General features: G+C 67.7%; 21 protein-coding genes. 10 read left to right on the top strand and 11 right to left on the bottom strand.

The annotated features are described in order from the left end of the window. Positions 1-35: 35 nt before the first annotated feature. Positions 36-941, bottom strand: coding sequence for a LysR family transcriptional regulator (locus tag H4P35_RS09755; protein WP_226848783.1), 906 nt, complete (start codon positions 939-941; stop codon positions 36-38). Between the two features lie 107 nt (positions 942-1,048). Between H4P35_RS09755 and H4P35_RS09750 the strand changes: the two genes are divergently transcribed. Beyond that, on the top strand, positions 1,049-1,927 hold the full coding sequence (locus tag H4P35_RS09750; protein WP_226848780.1) for an aldo/keto reductase family oxidoreductase: 879 nt from the start codon (positions 1,049-1,051) through the stop codon (positions 1,925-1,927). Between the two features lie 84 nt (positions 1,928-2,011). On the opposite strand, the gene H4P35_RS09745 is transcribed toward H4P35_RS09750, so the two are convergent. Continuing rightward, complete coding sequence (locus H4P35_RS09745; protein ID WP_056316142.1) at positions 2,012-3,868, bottom strand: phosphoenolpyruvate carboxykinase (GTP); 1,857 nt, start codon at positions 3,866-3,868, stop codon at positions 2,012-2,014. A gap of 141 nt (positions 3,869-4,009) precedes the next feature. Next, positions 4,010-5,656, bottom strand: a complete 1,647-nt coding sequence (locus H4P35_RS09740; RefSeq protein WP_226848778.1) for an acyl-CoA synthetase — start codon at positions 5,654-5,656, stop codon at positions 4,010-4,012. A gap of 151 nt (positions 5,657-5,807) precedes the next feature. Between H4P35_RS09740 and H4P35_RS09735 the strand changes: the two genes are divergently transcribed. Then, the gene (locus H4P35_RS09735; RefSeq protein ID WP_056316137.1) at positions 5,808-6,533 is read left to right on the top strand and encodes a TetR/AcrR family transcriptional regulator; all 726 of its coding nucleotides are present in this window, start codon (positions 5,808-5,810) and stop codon (positions 6,531-6,533) included. On the opposite strand, the gene H4P35_RS09730 is transcribed toward H4P35_RS09735, so the two are convergent. Next, positions 6,497-7,408 carry an SDR family oxidoreductase gene (locus H4P35_RS09730; RefSeq protein ID WP_226848775.1) on the bottom strand — a complete coding sequence of 304 codons (912 nt, stop codon included), beginning with the start codon at positions 7,406-7,408 and terminating at the stop codon, positions 6,497-6,499. The two genes, H4P35_RS09735 and H4P35_RS09730, sit on opposite strands and share 37 nt — an antisense overlap. Positions 7,409-7,546: 138 nt before the next feature. On the opposite strand from H4P35_RS09730, the gene H4P35_RS09725 reads away from it, so the two are divergent. From H4P35_RS09725 to H4P35_RS09705, 5 genes are all read left to right on the top strand, one after another. After that, positions 7,547-8,341, top strand: coding sequence for an enoyl-CoA hydratase/isomerase family protein (locus H4P35_RS09725; RefSeq protein WP_226848773.1), 795 nt, complete (start codon positions 7,547-7,549; stop codon positions 8,339-8,341). A 75-nt stretch (positions 8,342-8,416) separates the two neighbouring features. After that, positions 8,417-9,694, top strand: coding sequence for a Zn-dependent hydrolase (locus H4P35_RS09720; protein WP_056316125.1), 1,278 nt, complete (start codon positions 8,417-8,419; stop codon positions 9,692-9,694). 12 nt (positions 9,695-9,706) lie between these two features. Continuing rightward, positions 9,707-10,042, top strand: coding sequence for a co-chaperone YbbN (locus H4P35_RS09715; RefSeq protein ID WP_175236172.1), 336 nt, complete (start codon positions 9,707-9,709; stop codon positions 10,040-10,042). A gap of 56 nt (positions 10,043-10,098) precedes the next feature. Beyond that, a complete protein-coding gene (locus H4P35_RS09710; protein ID WP_226849452.1) occupies positions 10,099-11,004 on the top strand; it encodes a DMT family transporter in 906 nt (301 codons plus the stop codon). A gap of 120 nt (positions 11,005-11,124) precedes the next feature. Then, positions 11,125-12,495, top strand: coding sequence for a carotenoid oxygenase family protein (locus H4P35_RS09705; protein ID WP_226848771.1), 1,371 nt, complete (start codon positions 11,125-11,127; stop codon positions 12,493-12,495). On the opposite strand, the gene H4P35_RS09700 is transcribed toward H4P35_RS09705, so the two are convergent. Both H4P35_RS09700 and H4P35_RS09695 read right to left on the bottom strand, forming a co-directional pair. Further along, positions 12,480-13,364 carry a DMT family transporter gene (locus H4P35_RS09700; RefSeq protein ID WP_056316119.1) on the bottom strand — a complete coding sequence of 295 codons (885 nt, stop codon included), beginning with the start codon at positions 13,362-13,364 and terminating at the stop codon, positions 12,480-12,482. The two genes, H4P35_RS09705 and H4P35_RS09700, sit on opposite strands and share 16 nt — an antisense overlap. Next, on the bottom strand, positions 13,355-14,143 hold the full coding sequence (locus H4P35_RS09695) for a GNAT family N-acetyltransferase (RefSeq protein ID WP_226848769.1): 789 nt from the start codon (positions 14,141-14,143) through the stop codon (positions 13,355-13,357). The genes H4P35_RS09700 and H4P35_RS09695 overlap by 10 nt, the downstream gene beginning before the upstream one ends. Before the next feature lie 127 nt (positions 14,144-14,270). On the opposite strand from H4P35_RS09695, the gene H4P35_RS09690 reads away from it, so the two are divergent. Continuing rightward, positions 14,271-15,776 (top strand): PLP-dependent aminotransferase family protein, encoded by a 1,506-nt coding sequence (locus H4P35_RS09690; protein WP_226848767.1) that lies wholly within the window; start codon positions 14,271-14,273, stop codon positions 15,774-15,776. Here H4P35_RS09690 and H4P35_RS09685 read toward each other — a convergent pair. Next, positions 15,773-16,069: a hypothetical protein gene (locus H4P35_RS09685; protein ID WP_056316115.1), complete on the bottom strand. Its 297-nt coding sequence runs from the start codon at positions 16,067-16,069 to the stop codon at positions 15,773-15,775. The genes H4P35_RS09690 and H4P35_RS09685 overlap by 4 nt on opposite strands. Continuing rightward, positions 16,069-16,701, bottom strand: coding sequence for a LysE family translocator (locus H4P35_RS09680; RefSeq protein WP_056569853.1), 633 nt, complete (start codon positions 16,699-16,701; stop codon positions 16,069-16,071). The genes H4P35_RS09685 and H4P35_RS09680 overlap by 1 nt, the downstream gene beginning before the upstream one ends. 152 nt (positions 16,702-16,853) lie before the next feature. Between H4P35_RS09680 and H4P35_RS09675 the strand changes: the two genes are divergently transcribed. Continuing rightward, positions 16,854-17,696, top strand: a complete 843-nt coding sequence (locus H4P35_RS09675; protein WP_226848765.1) for a DUF72 domain-containing protein — start codon at positions 16,854-16,856, stop codon at positions 17,694-17,696. A 19-nt stretch (positions 17,697-17,715) separates the two neighbouring features. On the opposite strand, the gene gorA is transcribed toward H4P35_RS09675, so the two are convergent. Beyond that, positions 17,716-19,074 (bottom strand): glutathione-disulfide reductase, encoded by a 1,359-nt coding sequence (gene gorA, locus H4P35_RS09670; protein WP_180100201.1) that lies wholly within the window; start codon positions 19,072-19,074, stop codon positions 17,716-17,718. A 182-nt stretch (positions 19,075-19,256) separates the two neighbouring features. Between gorA and H4P35_RS09665 the strand changes: the two genes are divergently transcribed. After that, positions 19,257-19,880, top strand: a complete 624-nt coding sequence (locus H4P35_RS09665) for a LysE family translocator (RefSeq protein ID WP_108696702.1) — start codon at positions 19,257-19,259, stop codon at positions 19,878-19,880. 52 nt (positions 19,881-19,932) lie between these two features. Here H4P35_RS09665 and H4P35_RS09660 read toward each other — a convergent pair whose 3' ends face one another. Together H4P35_RS09660 and nirK are read right to left on the bottom strand one after the other, a co-directional pair. Continuing rightward, entirely contained in the window at positions 19,933-20,259 is a 327-nt protein-coding gene (locus H4P35_RS09660) for a cytochrome c5 family protein (protein ID WP_338129372.1), read from the bottom strand. Positions 20,260-20,330: 71 nt separating this feature from the next. Next, the gene (nirK, locus tag H4P35_RS09655) at positions 20,331-21,413 is read right to left on the bottom strand and encodes a copper-containing nitrite reductase (RefSeq protein ID WP_062841822.1); all 1,083 of its coding nucleotides are present in this window, start codon (positions 21,411-21,413) and stop codon (positions 20,331-20,333) included. Positions 21,414-21,589 lie beyond the last annotated feature (176 nt).

Here is a 21,589-nt window from a genome sequence, read left to right as displayed (position 1 = left end):
CAAACGGCGCAGGCCGGCGAGACCGAGCGCACCTTTCAGGTAATCGGCTGCGCCTTGACGAAGTCGATCAGCGCCTTGAGCGGCGAAGGCACCAGCCGGCGGCCGGAGTAATACAGAAACGGTCCCGAGAACTGCGGCCACCAGGGCTCCAGCACGGGTTCCAGCGCGCCGCTTTCGAAGTGCGGGCGCAGCCAGTCTTCGAACAGATACATGACCCCGGCGCCCGCGATGGCCGCATCCACGGCCAGGTCGACCGCGCCACCGATCTGCACGACCAGCGGACCCGCGGCGTCGATTCGCACCGATTCCCCGTCCCGCTCGAACTCCCACGGCGGCATCGACCCGCTGGGAAACCGGCCGCGCAGGCAGGCGTGCTGCATCAGGGCTTCGGGATGGGCGGGCCGTCCGTGCCGGTCCAGGTAGGCGGGCGAAGCGCCGGCCGCAAAGCGCTGCACGCGCGGGCCGATGGGCACGGCGATCATGTCCTGTTCCAGCCGGTCGTCGTAGCGGATGCCGGCGTCGCACCCGGCGGCCAGCACGTCGACGAAGCTCTCTTCGGCCACGACTTCCAGGCGGATGTCGGGATAGGCGGCCAGGAAGGCCGGCACGATGGAGGGCAGCACGAGCCGCGCGGCGCTGAGCGGAACATTGAGCCTGAGCGTGCCGGCGGGCTTGTCGCGAAAGACGTTGACGGCGTCCAGCGCCGCCTCCACTTCCGTCAGCGCGGGCGCCAGCCGGGCCAGCAGTTCCTGGCCGGCCTGCGTCAGCGCGACCGAGCGCGTGGTGCGGTTAAAGAGCCGCACCCCTAGTTGCGCCTCAAGGCGGCGCACGGTGTCGCTTAACCGCGAGGCGCTGGTGCCGCCCGTGCGGGCCGCTTCGCGAAAGCCTTGCGCGCGCGCAACCGCAACGAAGGCGTTGAGATCATCGAGGTCGGTCGCCATTGTTCATTTTTCCGTACAAGCCGTGCGGATTGTATTGGCTTATCAGGCGGCGATGGAAGTTCTATCGTTTGGCCCATGCCCCCCTTTCATCGAAAACAGGATCAGATATGACTCAACTCGCAGACAGCGGCACCTACTCCCTCGGCTCGCGCCAGGTTTATCGGCTTGGCTACGGTGCCATGCAGCTTGCCGGCCCCGGCGTCTTTGGGCCGCCCAAGGATCGGGACGCCGCGCTGGCCGTCCTGCGCGAGGCCGTGGCCGCGGGCGTCAACCACATCGACACCAGCGATTTCTACGGCCCGCACATCACCAACCAGCTGATTCGCGAGGCACTGGCCCCCTATTCCGATGACCTGGTGATCGTGACGAAGGTGGGCGCGGTGCGCGGCGACGATGCGTCGTGGAATCCCGCGTTCTCGGCCGAACAGCTGACCCGCGCGGTGCACGACAACCTGCGCAACCTGGGACGGGACGTGCTGGACGTGGTCAACCTGCGCGCCATGTTCGACGTGCATGGTCCGGCGGAAGGCTCCATCGAGGAACCGCTGTCCGTGCTGGCCGGCCTGCAGCAGCAAGGGCTGATCCGGCACATCGGGCTGAGCAACGTGACGCCCGCGCAGGTGGCGCAGGGCCGCGGCATCTGCGAGATCGTGTGCGTGCAGAACCAGTACAACGTCGCGCACCGGGGCGACGACGCGCTGATCGACGACCTGGCGCGCGAAGGCATTCCCTATGTACCGTTCTTTCCGTTGGGCGGCTTCAGCCCGTTGCAGTCGTCCATCCTGAACGACGCCGCGGCGCGGATCGGCGCGACGCCGATGCAGACGGCGCTGGCCTGGCTGCTGCGCCGATCGACCAACATCCTGCTGATTCCCGGGACGTCTTCCCCGAAACACCTGCGGGAAAACCTGGCAGCCGCGTCGCTGCAATTGCCGGACGACGTGGCCAAGGCGCTGGACGGGATCGCGGCCAGCAAGACGGCTTAAACCCCTGGGCTGAACCCGCTGCACGCAAAAAAACCCGCCTGCGCAAAGCAGGCGGGTTTGTTCAGACCACAGGATCCAGCAGCCTCAGGCCGCCAGACGGCCTTCGATCTCGGTCTTGGTGGTGCGCAGTTCGTCGGGCAGGCCTTGCGACAGCTGGCCGAAGAGCTCGTGGTGCAGCGCCAGCTCTTCGCGCCAGGCGTTCTCGTCCACCGACATCACCTGCTCGAACTTATCCGGGCTGAATTCCAGGCCGGTCCAGTCGATGTCCTGGTAGCTGGGCGACACGCCGAACACCTGGTCCACGCCCTTGGATTGGCCGTCGATGCGGCCCAGCATCCAGCGCAGCACACGCATGTTGTCGCCAAAGCCCGGCCAGACGAACTTGCCGTCCGGACCCTTGCGGAACCAGTTCACGCAATAGATGCGCGGCAGGGTCGCGCCGGCGGCTTCGAGCTGCTTGCCCAGATTGAGCCAGTGGCCGAAGTAGTCGCTCATGTTGTAGCCGCAGAACGGCAGCATGGCGAACGGGTCGCGGCGCACCACGCCTTGCTGGCCGGCGGCCGCGGCGGTGGTCTCGGAGCCCATCGTGGCGGCCATGTAGACGCCTTCGACCCAGTTGCGGGCTTCGGTGACGAGCGGCACGGTGGTGGAGCGGCGGCCCCCGAAGATGAACGCGTCGATGACCACGCCCTTGGGGTTTTCCCACTCGGGGTCGATGGACGGGCACTGCGAGGCGGGCGCGGTGAAGCGCGCGTTCGGGTGCGCGGCCTTGCGGCCGGTTTCGCGCGCGATCTCGGGCGTCCAGTCCTTGCCCTGCCAGTCGACCAGGTGCGCCGGCGGCGTGTCGGTCATGCCTTCCCACCAGACGTCGCCGTCGTCGGTCAGCGCGACGTTGGTGAAGATGACGTTGGCCTTGAGCGTGGCCATGGCGTTGAAGTTGGTCTGCTCGCTGGTGCCGGGGGCCACGCCAAAGTAGCCGGCCTCGGGGTTGATGGCATGCAGGCGGCCGTCCGGGCCGGGCTTGATCCAGGCGATGTCGTCGCCAATGGTGGTGACCTTCCAGCCGTCCATGCCTTGCGGCGGGATCAGCATGGCGAAGTTGGTCTTGCCGCAGGCCGACGGGAAGGCGGCAGCGACGTGGTACTTGCGGCCCTTGGGCGAGGTCACGCCCAGGATCAGCATGTGTTCGGCCAGCCAGCCCTGGTCGCGGCCCATCGTGGATGCGATGCGCAGCGCAAAGCACTTCTTGCCCAGCAGCGCGTTGCCGCCGTAGCCGGAGCCGTAGCTCCAGATTTCGCGGGTCTTGGGGAAGTGCACGATGTACTTGGTGGGGTTGCACGGCCAGGCCACGTCGGCCTCGCCCTCGGCCAGCGGCTTGCCGACCGAATGCAGGCAGGGCACGAAGTCGCCATCGGTGCCCAGCACGTCATACACCTGCTTGCCCATGCGCGTCATGATGCGCATGTTCACGGCCACGTACGGGCTGTCGGACAGTTCGACGCCGATGTGGGCGATGTCCGAACCCAGCGGGCCCATCGAGAACGGCACCACGTACAGCGTGCGGCCGCGCATGGCGCCGTCGAACAGGCCGTTCAGCGTGTCGCGCATTTCGGCCGGGTCGGCCCAGTTGTTGGTGGGGCCGGCGTCTTCGGCGCGGTCCGAGCAGATGAAGGTGCGGTCTTCAACCCGCGCCACGTCGGACGGGTCGGACCACGCCAGATAGGAATTGGGGCGCTTGGCGGGGTTGAGCCGGCGCATGGTGCCGGACTGGACCATCTGCTCGCACAGGCGGTCGTACTCTTCCTGCGAGCCATCGCACCACACGACGCGATCGGGCTTGGCCAGCGCGACGAAACTGGCAACCCAGTCGATCAGTCCGCGGTGCTTGACGTACGCGGGCACGTTCAAGGCTGCCAGTCCCCCGTCCAAAGGCTTATTCATTGGGGTTATCTCCATACTTTGGCTAAAGGTGATACGGCCCCAATTGAGTGGGGCCGTATCCAGTTTGCGCCATCATACTTGCAGCGCCGGGCAACCCGTCAACCCATCCACATGGAGGAGATTGTCACTGGGTGAGACGGCTCAGCCCGGGTAACCGGCGCGCAACTCCCGGCGGATAATCTTGCCCGTCGCGGTCGTCGGCAAACTGGTTACAAACCGGATCGCGCGCGGATATTCATGGGCGGCCAGCCGGGTGCGGACATGCGCCTGCAGCGCCTTGACCAGCGCCTCGTCGCCTTCGACTCCCTCTTTCAGCACCACGTACGCCACCACGATTTCCGTGCGTTCAGCATCGGGCATGCCCACCACCGCCGCCATGCGCACGGCGGGATGCCCGAGCAGGCAGTCTTCGATGGGACCCGGACCAATCCGGTAGCCGGCGCTGGTAATGACGTCGTCGTTGCGGCCCACGAACCGGATGAAACCTTGCGCGTCACGCACGCCGATATCGCCGGTCAGAAGATAATCGCCGGCAAATTTTTCCGCCGTCGCCGCCGGGTTGTTCCAGTACCCCAGGAACATGACCGGATCCGGGCGCATTACGCCGATGTTGCCCTCTTGTCCATCGGCCAACTCGGCCCCGGCGTCATCCACAATAGCGACCCGGTGACCGGGCGCGGCGCGGCCGATGGCGCCCAGGCAAGGGTCGAACAGCGACGAGCACGAGGACACGATCATGTTGCATTCGGTCTGGCCGTAGAACTCGTTGATGGTCACGCCCAGCACGCGGCGGCCCCAATCGATGAGTTCCGCGCCCAGCGACTCGCCGCCGCTGGCCACCGAACGCAGCGCGCGCGGCCCGGCGTGCTCGGGCCATTCGCAGCCGCGCATCATCTTGAGCGCGGTGGGCGGCAGGAAAGTGTGCGTGACGCCGTGGCGCGCCATGAGCTCTAGCGCTGAGGCGCCGTCGAATTTCTCGAACCGACGCGCCAGCACGGGCACACCGTGGTGCCAGGACGGCAACAGCACGTCCAGCAGCCCGCCGATCCATGCCCAGTCGGCCGGCGTCCACATCAGGACGGCGTTTTCCGGAAAGAACTCGTGCGACATCTCGACGCCGGGCAGATGGCCCAGCAGCACACGGTGCGCATGCAGCGCGCCCTTGGGCTTGCCGGTGGTGCCCGAGGTGTAGATGATGACGGCCGGATCGTCGGCCGCCGTCGCCACGGGGTCGAACGCGTCAGCCTCCAGCGCCAGGCTTTGCTGGAACGGTAGCGCATTGACGGCGGCCGCGGGGTCTTCCATACCCCCGGCCTCGCCGTCGATGCAATAGATCACTCTCAGATCCGGCAGGCTGTCGCGGATCTCGAGCAGCTTGCGGCAGCCTTCGGCGTCTGTAATGAGCGCCGACGCCCCGCTGTTGGCCAGCCGGTACTGGATGGCGTCCACGCCAAACAGCGTGAATAGCGGCACCGCCACCGCGCCCATCTTGTAGGCAGCGACATGGGCGATGGCGGTTTCAGGCGCCTGCGGCAGGTAGATGGCCACGCGGTCGCCACGGCGGATGCCGTAGCGCGCCAGGCTGTTGGCCAGCTGGTTCGACTGCGCCTTGATCTGGTCGAACGTGTAGCGCGTCTGCGCCCCATCGCTCTTTTCATAGATCAGCGCCAGCCGGCCGCTGCCGTCCGCCCATTTGTCGCACACGTCGACGCCGATGTTGTAGGCCGCGGGCACCTCCCACTGGAACGTGGACAAGACTTGCGCGTAGGACTCTGCTCGATGCAGCATGGTTGTCTCTTGATGATTATGGTTGTTGCCATGAAGGAGCCGCGGCGGCGGGTTGCATCCCGCCTTGCCACGGCGTTGACCCTCGCTCAATAATAGGCGCTCGCGCGGACAGCCAGGCAGGCCGCCCGCCCCTTTTTCGCCATTTGCCTGCATGGAAAATAGCCCAGCCGTCCCGATGCGCCGCCCGCCGGCCAGCGCCAAGTCCGAGCAACGCATCCGCGACATCCTGCGGGTCGCGCGCCAGGTGTTCTCCGAAGCGGGCTTCCAGGCGGCCACCACCACCGAGATCGCGCAGCGCCTGGGGGTTTCGGAAGCCACCGTCTTTACCTACTTCGGCGGCAAGCGCGAACTCTGCGTACGGGTGATCAGCGACTGGTACGACGAAATCATCGCGCGGGTGGAAGACCACCTGCCCCATATCCACGGCACGCGGGCCCAACTGCATTACCTGGTCCATACGCACCTGCGCCATCTGCTGGCCGAGGGTCCCGGCCTGTGCGCGTTCATCCTGTCCGAAGGGCGCGCGCGCAACGACGACTTTGGCGAGATCTACGCCGGCCTGCAACGCCGCTACACCGCGCCCCTGATGCGCATCCTGGCCCAAGGCCAGGCCGATGGCGACATCCGCCAGGACATGCCGCTGCGGCTGCTGCGCTCGGCGGTCTACGGGCCGATGGAACACGTGCTGTGGGACGCGATGCTGCGCGGCACGGGCGTGGATGTGGCGGCCACCGCCGACCACCTGGTGGGCTTTTTGTGGCAGGCCTTGCAGCCGCCGCGCCAGGATGCGCTGGCGCTGGCGCAGTTCCGGGGCGAAGTCCAGAATGCGCTGCATCGCCTTCAATCTTCGGAAAACAGCGACGGCGGCACGTACTGAGGAAAGCCGTTGTAGGCCTGGCCGCGCTCGGCGGGCTGCAGGTTCCAGGAATGGCGCGCATTGGGCACGCCGCCATCGACCCGGATGACGCTGCCATTGATGAACGCCGCCGCGGGCGACAGCAGGAAAACGACCGCGGCGGCCAGCTCGGCCTCGGTGCCGAAACGCTGCAGCGGGACCTTGGTCTTCAGTTCGCGCAGCACGCCGCGGTAATGTTCGTCGTAGCTGTCCATGCCGCTGGAAGCGATCCAGCCCGGCGCCACCGCGTTCACGCGCACGCCGGCATGCGCCCACTCGCAGGCGGCGGTTTCGGTCAGGTTCCACACGCCCGCGCGCGCCGCGCCGGAATGGCCCATCCCCGGCATGCCGCCCCAGATGTCGGCCAGCATGTTGACGATGGCGCCGCCGTGCTGGCGCATGTGCTGGGTATAGACCTCGCGCGACACCAGAAACGTCCCGTGCAGGTTGTTCTGCACCACGGCATTCCAGCCGTTCAGGCTGATCCTGTCCAGCGGCGCGGGAAACTGCCCGCCCGCGCAATTGAATACGCCGTCCAGCCCGCCGTGCGCGGCCAGCGCATCGGCCACGGCGCCGCGAACGCCGGCCTCGTCGCGGATGTCGCACGCATGCTGGCTGATGCGGCCGGCGGCTTCGGGGTAGATGCCGGCGATTTCCTCGGCCACGGCGCGCAGCTTGTCGGGGTTGCGTCCCACCAGCGCCAGACCGGCCCCCAGCGCCGCCAGCTCATGCGCGGTGCATCGGCCCAGGCCGCTGCCGCCGCCGGTCACCATGACGGTCTTGCCGTCGAACAATCCCGGCCGGAATACCGATGCGTAACGCTGACCGGCGGACGCGCTGTCCTGATGCTGGCTCATGTCTGTCTCCGAATTTTTTGTTGAGGATAACTCAATATATCCAAACGAAGTATCGCGAAATCACGCTTTTACCCATAGAATCAGCCAAACAAATGGTCACGCCGATTGAGCCATCATCAATAACACTGGAGACCGCGCATGACGCCGAACGCACCGCTGGACCTGGCCCTCGACGGCCCAATCGCCCGCCTGACGCTGAACCGGCCGGACATGCGCAACGCGTTCGACGAGACGCTGATCGCCGCGCTGACGGCAGCGGTCAAGACGGCCGTGGACGACGCCCAGGTCCGGGTCCTGCTGTTGACGGGTGCGGGCACGGCGTTCTGCGCCGGCGGCGACCTGAACTGGATGCGCAAAATGGGCACGCTGACCGACGCGGACAACCGCCAGGACGCCACGCGGCTCGCGGACATGCTGCACGCGGTCTGGACCTGTTCCAAGCCCATCGTTGCCTGCGTCAACGGCGACGCCTACGCGGGCGGCATGGGGCTGGTGGCCGCCTGCGACATCGCGGTGGCGGCGGACAGCGCGCACTTCTGCCTGTCCGAAACCCGGCTGGGCCTGCTGCCCGCCACCATCAGCCCCTACGTGATCCGCGCCCTGGGCGAACGCGCGGCCAACCGGTATTTCCTGACCGCCGAACGTTTTGACGCCGCCACCGCGTTGCGGCTGGGGCTGGTGCACGAGGTGGTCCCCGCAGCGCTGGCGCTCGCGGCTGCCGAAGCGCTCTGCCGCACCTTGTGCGCCAATGGCCCGGGCGCCGTGCAGGCCAGCAAGCGGCTGGTGCGGGACTTCGCGGGCCAGCCGCTGGATGGGGCCCTGATTGCCGACTCGGTCGAACGCATCGCGGCCATCCGCAGCACCGAGGAAGCGCGCGAAGGCGTGACCGCCTTCCTGGAAAAGCGCGAGCCAGCCTGGCGCAGAACGACGTAGGCGGCGGCCCGGCGCGCGGCGGCATGGAGGCCATGGCATTGATGCCATAATCCAGGGCGATCTTCTGGAAGTCTCATGCCGCAAGCCACACCGCCCGCCTTTCCTCCCCTGAACGCCGAACGCCTCTGGGCGCGCGTCGACACCCTGTCCAAATTCACCCTGCCCGACGTGCCCTGGACGCGCCGCGCCTTTTCGCCGCTGTTCGATGACGCGCGCGCCTGGCTGCGCAGCGAGTTCGAAGCGGCGGGGCTGGCCACGCGCCTGGACGCGGGCGGCAATCTGGTCGGCACGCGCGCCGGGCGCGACGCCGCGCGCAAGCCGATCGCCACCGGCTCGCACTGCGACACCGTCATGAGCGGCGGCCGCTTCGACGGCATCATCGGCGTGCTGGCAGGCATCGAGGTCGCGCACACGATGCAGGAACACGGCATCGCCCTCGACCATCCCTTCGAGGTCATCGACTTCCTGTCGGAAGAACCCAGCGACTACGGCATTTCCTGCGTGGGCAGCCGCGCGCTGTGCGGCCAGCTCAGCGCCGACATGCTGGCCGCGCGCAATCCGCAGGGCGAGACGCTGGCGCAGGGCATCGCCCGCATCGGCGGCGATCCGGCGGCGCTGAATGCGCCGCTGCGCCGCGCGGGCGAGACCGCCGCCTTCGTCGAACTGCACATCGAACAGGGCCCCGTGCTCGAGAGCCGCAACCTGCCGATCGGCGTGGTCACCAACATCGTCGGCATCCGCCGCGTGCAGATCGTGGTCGAGGGCCAACCCGATCACGCAGGCACCACGCCCATGGATATCCGGCGCGACGCGCTGGTGGGTGCGGCCCGCATCATCGACGCCGCCCACCGCCAGGCCAGCGCCGCCAGCGGCAATCCGCATTACGTCGTCGCCACGGTGGGCCGGCTGGCCATGACGCCCAATGCGGCCAATGCGGTGCCCGGCCGGGTCGAGATGACGCTGGAAATGCGCAGCGACAGCAACGCCGTGCTGGACGCCTTTCCGGAAACCCTGATGGCCGGCGTGGCGGACGACCTGAAGGCGCTGCGCCTGACCGCCGGCTTCACGCAGCTCAGCCGCGCGCAGCCCACGGACTGTTCGCCCCTGGTGATGGACGCCGTCAAGGCTGCCGCCGACCAGTTGGGCTACGCGTCGATGCGCCTGCCCAGCGGCGCCGGCCACGACGCCGTCTACATGGCGCCCACCGGCCCCATCGGCATGATCTTCATCCCCTGCCTGAACGGCCGCAGCCACTGCCCCGAAGAATGGATCGAACCGGCGCAACTCCTGGACGGCACCCGCGTGCTGTATCAGTCGGTGCTGGAACTGGATCGCGTGCTGCGCGGCGCTTGAGAGCCCTACACCATGGAACAGATAACCCTCAACGACAGCACCGCCGACCGCTATCTGCTGGACGCGCGCGGCCTATCGCTTATCGTCTTTCACAGCCGCACCTGCGGCACCTGCCGCGTGGCGCGCGAGCAGCTTCCGGCCGTTGAACTGCCGGTCGAGCGCATCTGCTGGATCGATGCCGGCGACAACCGCGGGCTGGTCGAGCGCTACGAGGTCTTTCATCTGCCGGCCATGTTCGTCGCCCGCGACGGCGCCTTCTACGGACCGGTGCAATCCACGCTGGCCGAATGGGACCTGCGCCAGCAGATCGGGCTGGCGCTGGACAGCTACCCCGCCGAACTGCCGTGAGCGTCGCCGCCGCAAGGCCGCAACGCCTTCCCCTGGACACGCTGGCCACAAGCGCCATGCTGGCGCTGTGCGTGTGCTGGGGCTTTCAGCAGATTGCCATCAAGCTGGTGGCCGATGACATCGCCCCCATCATGCAGATCGGGCTGCGCTCGACGTTCGCGGCCCTGGTACTGGCGGTGGTGGTGTGGCGTTCAGAGCGCGGGCGCGCGTTCACGGACGGCACCATCCTGCCCGGCCTGATCGTGGGGTTGCTGTTCGCGGGCGAATTCCTGTTCGTCGCGCAGGGTCTGGTCTACACCACGGCCTCGCACATGGCGGTGTTTCTATACACCGCGCCCATCTTCGCGGCGCTCGGCTTGCACTGGCTGCTGCCCGAAGAGCGCCTCAAACCGCTGCAATGGGCAGGCGTGGCGCTGGCCTTCTGCGGCATCGCGGTCGCGTTCCTGGTCAAGGGCGGCGAACCCGCCGTCCACGAGGGCGCCCGCAACATACTGCTGGGCGACGCGATGGGGCTGGCGGCCGGGTTGCTGTGGGGCGCCACCACGGTCGCGATCCGCAAGACGGCGCTGTCCGAGGCCGCCCCCGCCAAGACGCTGTTCTATCAGATGGCCGTGGCCGCAGTGGGGCTGCTGGCCTTCGCCGTGGCGACCGGCCACCACGGCATCCGCTACACCCAGGCCGCCGTGCTGAGCGTCGCCTTCCAGTCGGTGGTGGTGGCGCTGTCCAGTTATCTGGTCTGGTTCTGGCTGCTGCGCCGGTATCTCGCCTCGCGCCTGTCCATCCTGTCCTTCATGACACCCCTCTTTGGCGTGAGCTTTGGCGTGCTGATCCTGGATGAGCCGCTGGATGCGGGATTCGTGATCGGCGCGGTGATGGTGCTGGCCGGGATCACGCTGGTCAGCGGCGCGGAAATGGTGCGGGAACGGCTGCGCAGGCGGCGCGGCGGCGCGTCTCATGGTTGACTCAGGCCTCATGGTTGAACCGGCCATCATGGTTAACTCGGCTTTCACCCTGCGGTCCGGGCGGATATAACGGACGTTTGCCGCCCCCCTCCCGGCGCGCGGCCACGGCCTGGAGTCCTCATGCAACCCTGGCACAGCGACAACCCCGCCCTGACCCGTGCGTTCGCGCCGGTCTTTGACGAACGCGACGACGCGAACCTGCCCATTGAAGGCGACCTGCCCGCCGGCCTGTCCGGCGTCTTCATGCGCAACGGCCCCAACCCGCAATTCGAACCGGGACCGGGCTACGCCTATCCCTACGACGGCACGGGCATGATCCACGCGCTCTACCTGGAAAGCGGCCGCGTGCGTTACCGCAACCGCTGGGTGCTGACCGCCGAACTTCAGGAAGAACGGGACGCGGGCCACCGCATTTACAACCCGACGTTCGGCCCGCCCCCGCAAGCCAACCTGGCCAACACCAACGTGCTGCGTCACGCCGGGCGGATCCACGCGCTGTACGAAGGCGGATGCCCCTACGAAGTGAACGACGCGCTGGGCACGCTGGGTCCCAATACGTTCCACGGCAAGCTCGCGGGCGCGTTCTCGGCGCATCCCAAGGTCGATCCGCTGACCGGGGAAATGCTGGCGATCAACTACGACCTCATGGCCGGCACGCTGCAATACATGCGGCTGGACGCCACCGGCCGGGTGGACCGCCAGGTGTCCTTCTCGTCCCCCTGGCCGGCGCTGGTCCACGACATCGGCCTGACCGCCACCCACGTGGTCGCGTTCGTCTGCCCGCTGGTGTTCGACTTCAGCCGCGGACCCGCGGCGCCGGCCTGGGAGCCGCAACGCGGCACGCACGTGCTGCTCGTGCCGCGCGACTGCAACGACGCGGCGCAGATCCGGTGGATCGAAGCCGCCCCCTTCTTCAACTGGCACATCGCCAATGCCTGCGTGGACGGCAACGTGATCGAGGCGGTGCTGCCCTGGCACGACGGCTACGGACCCAACGCGCGCAAGCGGCTGGAGATGCACCGTCTGCGCATCGACCTGGACAGCGGACGCGTGGACGATCAGATGCTGGACGATCAGCCCTGCGAGTTCGGCCGGGTCAACGATGCGTGGCTCGGGCGGCGCGCCCGCTTCTGCTATGCCGGCCTGCGCGACCCGCGTCCGGGTGAAACGCCCCAGCCCGGCGCCTTCGAAGCCTTTGCCCGCTACGACCTGCAGACGGGTGAAAAGTCCGTGTTCCGGCTGCCCGCCGGGCAGACCGCCTGTGAACCGGTGTTTGCGGCCGACCCGGCCGGCGCGGGCGAAGCGGACGGCTACATCCTGAGCTTCGTGCATGCGGAAAACGACACCGGGGGCCGGTTCATCGTGCTGGACGCCCGCGACCTGGCAGCGGGCCCTATTGCGCAGGTTCGACTGCCGCGCCGCGTGCCCGCCGGGCTGCACGGCACGTGGATGCCGTCGCCGCCCGAGGGCGCCGGTCAGGCGCGCCGCTGACCCAGGTTCAGGACGATCAGCCCAGCCCCGGCCATGACGAAGGCGAAGCCCCACCAGTCCGCCGGGGCCGGCCGGTCGCCCACCAGCGCCATCGCGCCCAGCACGCCCACGACCGGCACCATCAGCGTGGTCAACGCGGCGACGGTGGCGCTGACGCGTTCGCTCAGCACGAACCACAGCCAGTACGCGACCGCGGTGCCCAGGATGATGTGAAACGAGAGCGCGCCCGCGACGCTGGCGGTCCAGCCGCGCGTGGGGAAGGACTCGCCGGCAATCAGCGCGCCGGCCAATGCGCAACTGGCGCCGACGACAAGCTGCCACGCCGTGATGACGATGCGGTCGCCCGCGACCGGCCAGCGCTTGAGATACACGGTGCCGGCCGCCCACCCGAACGCCGCCACCAGCGGAAACACCAGCCCCTTGGCAGCGGCCACGTCGTTGCCGGCAAACACCGCCTGCAGCACCGGCCAGGCCAGCACCGCCACCCCGCAAGCACCCAGCAGCAGCGCCAGCCCCCGTCGGCGATCCAGGCGTTCGCCCAGCACCAGCCACGCAAGCAGCGCCGACATCATCGGCATCGTGAAGGTCAGCACCGCCGCGCGTGACGTGCTGGTGCTGAGTTGCGCCCAGGCCACGGCGAGGTTGAAGACAGCCACAGCCAGGACGCCGCCCACCACGATTCCGGGCCACGCGCTGCGCGGCGGCAACAGCGGCAAGCGCTTCGCGCCCGCCAGCAGCAATAGCAGCAGCGCGCCGCTGCCCAGGCCGAGCACGCGCAAGGTGAACGGCGGGAAGATGGACAGGATGATCTTCACCGCCGGCCAGTTCAGCCCCCAGAAAAGGGCCAGTGCCACCGGAATCAGGCGCACGCGGCCGGGTCTCCTGCGCCGTTGCCCCGCCGATTGCCGGCCACATCGTTGCCCGCGCCGTCGGCCGCTTCGGCCGCGATCAACGCCGCCAGGCCCTGGCGTTGCTTGCCATCGGCGTCGAAGTTGTCCGGGCTGAGCCAGCGCTCGTACGCCGCGCGCCGCGCGGGCCATTCGCTGTCGATGATCGAGAACCACGCCGTGTCGCGGCTACGGCCCTTGTAGACGGTGGCCTGCCGGAAGATCCCTTCAAAGGTGAAGCCCAGTCGCAGCGCGGCAGCGCGCGACGGCGCATTCAGGCTGTCGCACTTCCATTCATAACGGCGGTAGCCCAGTTCGTCGAAGGCGCGGCGCATCAGCAGGAACTGCGCTTCGGTGGCAATTCGGGTGCGTTTGAGCTGCCGCGAATAGGACACGAAGCCGACCTCGATGACGCCATTGGGCGCGTCGATGCGCATCAGCGCCAGCGTGCCGACGGCGCGGCCCGTGGCCAGGTCGATGATGGCGTGATGCATGGGGTCCGGGCTGGACTGCGCGGCTTCGGCGAACGTCCGGTAGGCGGCCTCGTCCGCGAAGGGGCCGACGCCCATGTAGGTCCAGTCGCTGTCGTCGGGCGCCTGGCTGAAGGCCTGGTACAGGTCTGCCGCGTGGCGCTCGGCCGACAGCGGCTCCAGACGGCAATAGCGGCCGACGGCGGGCGTGAGCGGCGGACGCGGACGCGTCGTCCAGCCGGGCAGCGCCGGGCCGATGGGTTGCTGGAAATCGTTGGTGCGCGGTTGCATGCGGGCGGTGCCTCGGCGATCGGTTCAGGGCGCGCCGCCGACGGTGGCGGGCGCAACACCCAGGGCCTCACGATATCGGAACCGTGGCATCATAAAAAGCGCCACGAACTGGGAATTTAATAGGGCCATGACCGAATCTGCCTTGGGCGACGCCGCCAACGCTTCACTGCTGTCCAGTCCGCTTGCACGCGGCCCCGGTTCGCTGCCGCGCCAGCGCCAGCTCATCCAGCGGCTCAAGCAGGCCATCCTGGCGGGCCAGCTTCCGGCAGGCGGCAAGCTGCCGTCGTCCCGCGCGCTGTCCGAGGACCTGGCCATCTCGCGCAACACGGTGCTGATCGCCTACGAGCAACTGACGGCCGAGGGCTACGTGATCGCCGACCGCCAGGGCACGCGCGTGGCGCCGCTGTCGGCCGCGGCCCGCCACGCCGCCCGCCAGGCCGTGCCCAGCCCCACGCAGGCCCCGGCGACCGCCCGGCGCCTGGCCCGCATCGTCTCCACACGCCATGCCGTGGACGCCACGCTGCCGATGACGCCCGGCACGCCCGCGCTGACCCAATTCCCGCTGAATGCCTGGCGCCGCGCGCAGGACCGCGCGCTGCAGGCCGCCCCCGCCGCCGCGCTGGGCTATGGCGATCCGGCCGGCGAACCCGCGCTGCGCGAGGCCATCGCCCAATACCTGCGCGTATCGCGCGGCGTGCATTGCGACGCCTCGCGCATCGTCATCACGGAAGGCGCGCAAGGCGGGCTGGCGCTATGCGTGCAACTGCTGACCAATCCCGGCGACACGGCCTGGCTGGAAGACCCGGGCTATCGCGGCGCCAAGGCCGCCTTTCATGCGGGCGATCTGAATGTCGTGGCGATGCGTGTGGATGCCGACGGCATCGTGATCCCCGAAAGCGCCTGGGCGCGCCAGCCGCCCCGCCTGATCCAGACGACCCCGTCGCATCAGTACCCCACCGGCGCGGTGCTGTCGCTGACGCGCCGGCTCGACCTGCTGGAACGCGCGCGGCGCGCGCACGCGTGGATCATCGAAGACGACTACGACAGCGAATTCCGCCATCAGGGCGAACCGATCGCCGCCATGCAGGGCCTGCTGCCGGACGCCCCGGTGCTATACGTGGGCACATTCAGCAAGACCATGTTCCCCGCCCTGCGCCTGGGCTTTCTGGTGCTGCCCGAGGCCATCGCGCGCGAGGCCATGCCGTCCATCATCGAGATGCAGCGCGGCGGCCACCGGCTGGAGCAGCTCACCATGGCGGCCTTCATCGAAAACGGCCAGTTCTCACGCCACCTGGGCCGCATGCGGCGCCTGTACCGCGAACGCCAGTCGGCGCTGCGCGAAGCGCTGGCGCAGCATCTGGGGATCGAACACGAGGTGCTGGGCGGACACTGCGGATTGCATCTGACCGTGCGGCTGCCGTCCGAATATGCGGATACGGCCATCGTGGCCGAAGCGCGCAAGCTGGGCATGAATCCCGGCGCGCTGTCTTCGTTCGCGCTCACGCCGCGCCCCGAGGACAATGGTCTGGTGATCGGCTATGGCAACACCGGCGCGGAACGCTTTCCAGCGATGGTGCGGCGGTTGCGAGAGGTTGCCCAAGCGGTGGCAAAGGCGGTGCCGCGGGCCCGCTAGTCCACCAGCCCACCGAGCACCAGCAGCGTCATGAACAGCCAGAAAAGGAACCCCAGAATCGAGCGCCGCAGCAGCGCCTTGACCGCGCCCCACAGGAACATGAGGCCCAGCGCCAGCAGCACCAGATTGAAGATCGACGGGCTCATGCCCATCGCGCCGGCCAGGCCGGCGTAGAAGTCCGCCAGCGCGCCGCCCAGGCCGCCCAAGAGCCATTTGATTCCTGCAACGATGGCGCGCAGGCCCTCGCCGAGCATGCCGCCCAGCGTCGCGAAAAATCCGTCCTGGGCCGGCATCAGCGTCGCGTATCCACAAGCATGCGCACCGCCAGGCCGGCCAGCACCGTGCCCATCAGCCAGCGCTGCACCACCATCCACAGCGGGCGGCCCGCCAGGAAACCGGCAATGGAACCCGCCATGATCGCGATCAGCGCGTTCACGGACAGGCTGATCACGACCTGCGTCATGCCCAGCGCCAGCGACTGGGTGAAGACGCTGCCGTGATCGGGCTGAATGAATTGCGGTAGCAGCGACACGTACATGACCGCGATCTTGGGATTGAGCAAATTGGTCAGGAGACCCATCGTGAACAATTGCCGCGGGCTGCTTTTGGGCAGGTCATGCACCTGAAACGGTGACCGGCCGCCCGGGCGGATCGCCTGCCACGCCATGTAGAGCAGGTAGAGCGCCCCGCCGATGCGCAGCGCGTCGTAGGCGTAGGGCACGGCCATCAGCAAGGCGGTGATGCCGAACGCCGCACAGGCGACGTAGAAGATGAACCCGACCGCCACGCCGCCCAGCGAAATCAGGCCAGCCTGCGGCCCTTGCGAGATGGAGCGGGACACCAGGTAGATCATGTTGGGGCCGGGTGTGAGCACCATGCCCAGCGCTACCAGGGCGAAAGTCAGCAGATGTGTCAGGTCGGGCATGGGAAGCCGGCGTGCGCCGGACAAAAGTCGGATCGTGAATGCACACCTTAGCCGAAAACTGTACCGGAACAGCGGAATTTTCCGATGGGGTTGGCGGCTAGTCGCGCCGGCGATACAGTGGACCGCTCGACCCCTTTTGTGGAGCGCAGTCCATGCCGAAACGTCATCCGTCCCCGGCGGGCCGGGCCGCCGCGATCCGCGTTGGCATCGGCGGCTGGACCTTCGAGCCGTGGCGCGGCGGCGTCTTCTATCCCGACGACCTGCCGCACGCGCGCGAACTGGAATACGCCAGCCGGCAGGTCACGGCCATCGAGATCAACGGCACCTACTACGGCACGCAAAAGCCTGCCACGTTTGCCAAGTGGCGCGACGAAACGCCCGAGGATTTTGTGTTCTCGCTCAAGGCGTCGCGCTATTGCACCAACCGGCGCGAGCTGTCGGGCGCGGGGGACTCGATCAATCGCTTCATCAAAAGCGGCATCGCCGAATTGGGCGCGAAGCTCGGCCCCATCGTGTGGCAGTTTGCCCCGACCAAGCAGTTCGATCCAAAGGACTTCGGGGCCTTCCTGGAATTGCTGCCGGACAAGGTGGACGGACTGCCCTTGCGGCATGCGCTGGACGTGCGTCATGCCAGCTTTGCCTGCGAGGAATATCTGGACCTGGCGCGCCGCCATCGCGCAGCGACCGTCTACACCGACAGCGACGAGTTTCCCGCCATTGCCGACCGGACGGGCGACTTTGTCTACGCGCGGCTGATGCGCGCCAGCACCCGGTACAAGGCCGGGTATGCGCCCAAGGCGCTGGACGCCTGGGCAGAGCGCCTGCAGGCCTGGTCGCGCGGCGCCCATCCGGACGACCTGCCGCGCATCGGCGCGCCGGCCAAACCTGCCAAACTTGCCAAGGCTGCCAAGGTTCAGGACGTCTTTGCGTACTTCATCAATGGGGCAAAAGAACGCGCGCCGGCGGCGGCGCGCGTCATGATCGAACGCCTGTAGCGTCAGGCGTTCGCGCGTCTTACTGCGCGACGGGCGTGCGCATCGTGACGAACTCTTCGGCCGCCGTGGGATGGATGCCGATGGTGTCGTCGAAGACGGCCTTGGTTGCGCCCGCCTTCAGCGCCACGGCAAGCCCCTGCACGATCTCGCCGGCCTCCGGGCCCACCATGTGCACGCCCAGCACGCGATCGGTCTGCGCGTCGACGATCACCTTCATCAGCGTGCGTTCCTGCGACTCGGTCAGCGTCAGCTTCATGGGCCGGAAGCGGCTTTCGAAAAGCCGCAGCTCGTACCCGGCGTCACGCGCCTCTTCGGTGGTCAGGCCCACGGTGCCGATGTTCGGCAGGCTGAACACGGCGGTGGGAATCAGCTTGTAGTCGACCTTGCGATACTCCTGCGGGCGGAACAGCCGGCGCGCTACGGCCATGCCTTCGGCCAGCGCCACCGGGGTAAGCGGCACGCGGCCGATCACGTCGCCGATGGCCAGGATGGAAGGTTCCGCGGTGCGGTATTCGTCATCCACGTCAATGAAGCCGTCCTCGCGCAGCTTCACGCCGGTGTTCTCCAGCCCCAGGTTGTCCAGCATCGGACGGCGGCCCGTGGCGTAGAACACGCAATCGGTCTCGATGACGGCGCCGTCCTTGCAGGTGGCGGCCAGCGAGCCGTCCGCGCGCTTGTCGATGCGGGCGACCTCGGTGTTCATGCGCAGATCGATGCCCTTCTTGACCAGTTCGTCGCGCAGGTGTTCGCGCACGCCCAGGTCAAAGCCGCGCAGGAACAGCGGACCGCGGTAGGACTGGATGGTCTGCGCGCCCATGCCATTGAAGATGGACGCAAATTCCACGGCGATGTAGCCGCCGCCCACGACCAGCACGCGGCGCGGCAGGTCTTTCAGGAAGAAGGCCTCGTTGGACGTGATGGCGTGTTCCTTGCCCGGAATGTCGGGCACCTGCGGCCATCCGCCGGTCGCGACCAGGATGTGCGCGGCGCTGTATGTCTTGCCGTTGATGTCGACCGTGTTCGGGTCGACGATGCGCGCGTGGCCTTCGAGCAGCGACACGCCGCTGTTGACCAGCAGATTGCGGTAGATGCCGTTCAGGCGTTCGATCTCGCGGTTCTTGTTGGCGATCAGCGTGGGCCAGTCGAACTTTGGCGCATCCGCGGTCCAGCCAAAGCCATGCGCCTGTTCGAAGTCTTCGCTGTAGTGCGCACCGTAGACCAGCAGCTTCTTGGGCACGCAGCCCACGTTGACACACGTGCCGCCCAGGTAGCGGCTTTCGGCCACGGCCACGCGCGCACCAAAGCTGGCCGAAAAACGGGCCGCGCGCACGCCGCCCGAGCCCGCGCCGATCACAAACAGGTCAAAGTCAAATGCCATGGAGTTTCCTTCGCGCGGCCTGGCGGCCGGCGTTCACTGTCCGGGAAAGCTGTATTTAACACCACCGCGTCGCGGACTGCCGGGTCTTGGATGCCGGCCGCCCTGGTTCTCAGGCCGCCCCGGTTGGGATACATTGGCCGCAGCCGGCCCCACGCGCCGGTCCCTCTTGCGGAGTTCCTTCCATGTCTCTCGAAACCTGGCTGGCCTTCCTGGGCGCGTCGGCCCTGCTTGTCATGCTGCCCGGCCCCACCATCCTGACCGTGATCAGCTATTCGCTTACCCACGGCAAGCGCGCCCGCCTGCCGCTGGTGCTGGCCGTGGCGCTGGGCGATTCGACCGCCCTGGTGCTGTCGCTGCTGGGCCTGGGCGCGCTGCTGGCCGCGTCCGCCTTCTGGTTCACGGTGGTCAAGACCGTCGGCGGCCTGTATCTGCTGTATCTGGGTTACCGGCTGCTGCGCGCCGGCGTGTCGCCGGCCACGCTGCCCGCCGCCAAGCCGGTGGGTTCGCGCTGGAAGCTCTTTGCCAACACGTATCTGGTGACCGCGCTGAACCCCAAGGGCATGATCTTCTTCGTGGCCTTCCTGCCGCAGTTCATCGATCCGGCGGGCGATGTGACGCGGCAGTTGTGGATGCTGTCGGCCACCTTTGTGGCCTGCGCGGGCATCAATGCCGCGGCCTACGCCATCTTTGCGGGCTCGGCCCGGCGGATGCTGGTGTCGCCGCGCGCGCAGCGCGGCTTCAACCTGGGCGGCGGCGCGCTGATGTCGGCCGCCGGCGTGTGGGCCTTGCTGGCCCGCCGCGTGTAGCAGGGCGGGCGGCCAGCCGCTTGTAGCGGCGCGCGCCGCCAGCCATTGAGCGCTACTTCGCTGCCGCCATCATGTATTCCACGGCGGCGCGCAGCGTGGCCTCGTCAGCCGCCGAGCCGCCGCGCGGCGGCATGGCGCCCTTGCCTTTCAGCACGGTGACCATCAGCGCATCGGCGCCTTGCGCCAGAAAAGGCGTCCAGGCTTTTTTGTCGCCCAGCTTGGGGGCATTGGCCACGCCGCTGGCATGACACACCACACAGGCGGATTTGTAGAGCTTTTCTCCGGCGGGATTGACGGCGGCAAGCGTGTCGGCCGCGGCATGCTGGACGGGCAGTCCCGTCAGCGCAAGGGCAAAGGCGATTCGAGCAATAAGAGGCATGGCAGCAATTCCAGGCGTGGGGTTGATAGCAAACCGGCAGGACGCGCGGCGCGCGCCCTGCCGTCTGGGCATTACTGCGGGATGGGGCCCGGCGCCTTGATCTGCTTCATCAGGTCGTCGTTCCACTTGCCCTCGACCTTGATGTGCCCGGCCGCGCCCAGTTCGAAGGCTTCGATCAGGTTGTGGTTCAGGTAGGCATACACGCCCGGCTGCTTGAACGTGTACAGCGCCGCGCCCGCCGAACCGCCACGGATGAACCAGGTTTCCAGGTCCTTTTCGGGCGGATTGTTGAACTTGCCGGTTTCCCAGACCCAGTCGCCGTGGCCGCCGATCAGGTGGGGCCGCGTGTCGCGATTGGCTTGCGAATGGATCAGCAGCACGGTTTCGCCGACCTTGGCGGTAAGCGCGTTGTCGCCGGTCAGGGCGCCAACCTTGCCGTTGAAGACGATGTGCGACGGAGTCAGCTTGCGCATGACTTCCACGGTGTCGCCATAACTTTCAGCGAGGGTCGCGTAGTCTTTGTACTTGCCGTTGGCGTCCTTGGGGATGTACAGGTCGAACTCGCCGATGGTGTAGACGCGGTCGTACTTGAGCGGTTTGCCTTGCGGGTCCTTCAGGCCTTCGCGCGGCAACACCATGATCGTGCCGCTCATGCCGGACACCACATGCCACGGCACCATGCCTTCCGGCGCGCAGTGATAGACGAAGGTGCCGGCGCGGTCGGCCTTGAAACGCATGGTGGCTTGTTCGCCGGGGTTCACGTTGGTGAGCTTGGCGCCGCCCAAGGCGCCCGTGGCGGCGTGGAAGTCGACGTTGTGCGGCATCGCATTGGACTTGGGATTGACCAGGGTCAATTCCACGTAATCGCCCTCGTGCACGACCATCGTGGGGCCGGGCATGGATCCGTTGAATGTCATGGCCTGCAGCGTGGTGCCCTTGCTGTCGATGACCATCTTCTTTTCTTCGATGGTCATGGTGAATTCGACAACCTTGGGTCCCGACTTGGCCACCTGCTCATGCGGGTGAACCAACGGCGGGGCGACCAGCGTGACCTTGGCGCGCGGCAGCGTGTCTGCGTTCTGGGCGGAAGCCAGGCCACCCGCCATCGAGAACATCAGGGCGGCGGCAAGCAAGGTGGGGCGCAACGCGTTCATGTGCTACTCCTCTTTCGGTTTCTTCAAAGCCGAGTCTGTCGGCACCTCCATTGAAGAACCGCGAGCGATCGCGTTCTTTGCTGTAGCGCAAATTCGGGATAACCCTGCGGCCGCCCGCAAGTTGTCATGGTGCCCCTCAGGTGTCACCATCGATCCGTGGAAAATCCCTCCACGTC

It is taken from the genome of Achromobacter sp. 77, from assembly GCF_020541125.1.
In the GTDB taxonomy this organism is placed as follows: Bacteria; Pseudomonadota; Gammaproteobacteria; order Burkholderiales; family Burkholderiaceae_B; genus Achromobacter; species Achromobacter mucicolens.
This window is presented reverse-complemented; position numbering and strand designations above follow the sequence as displayed.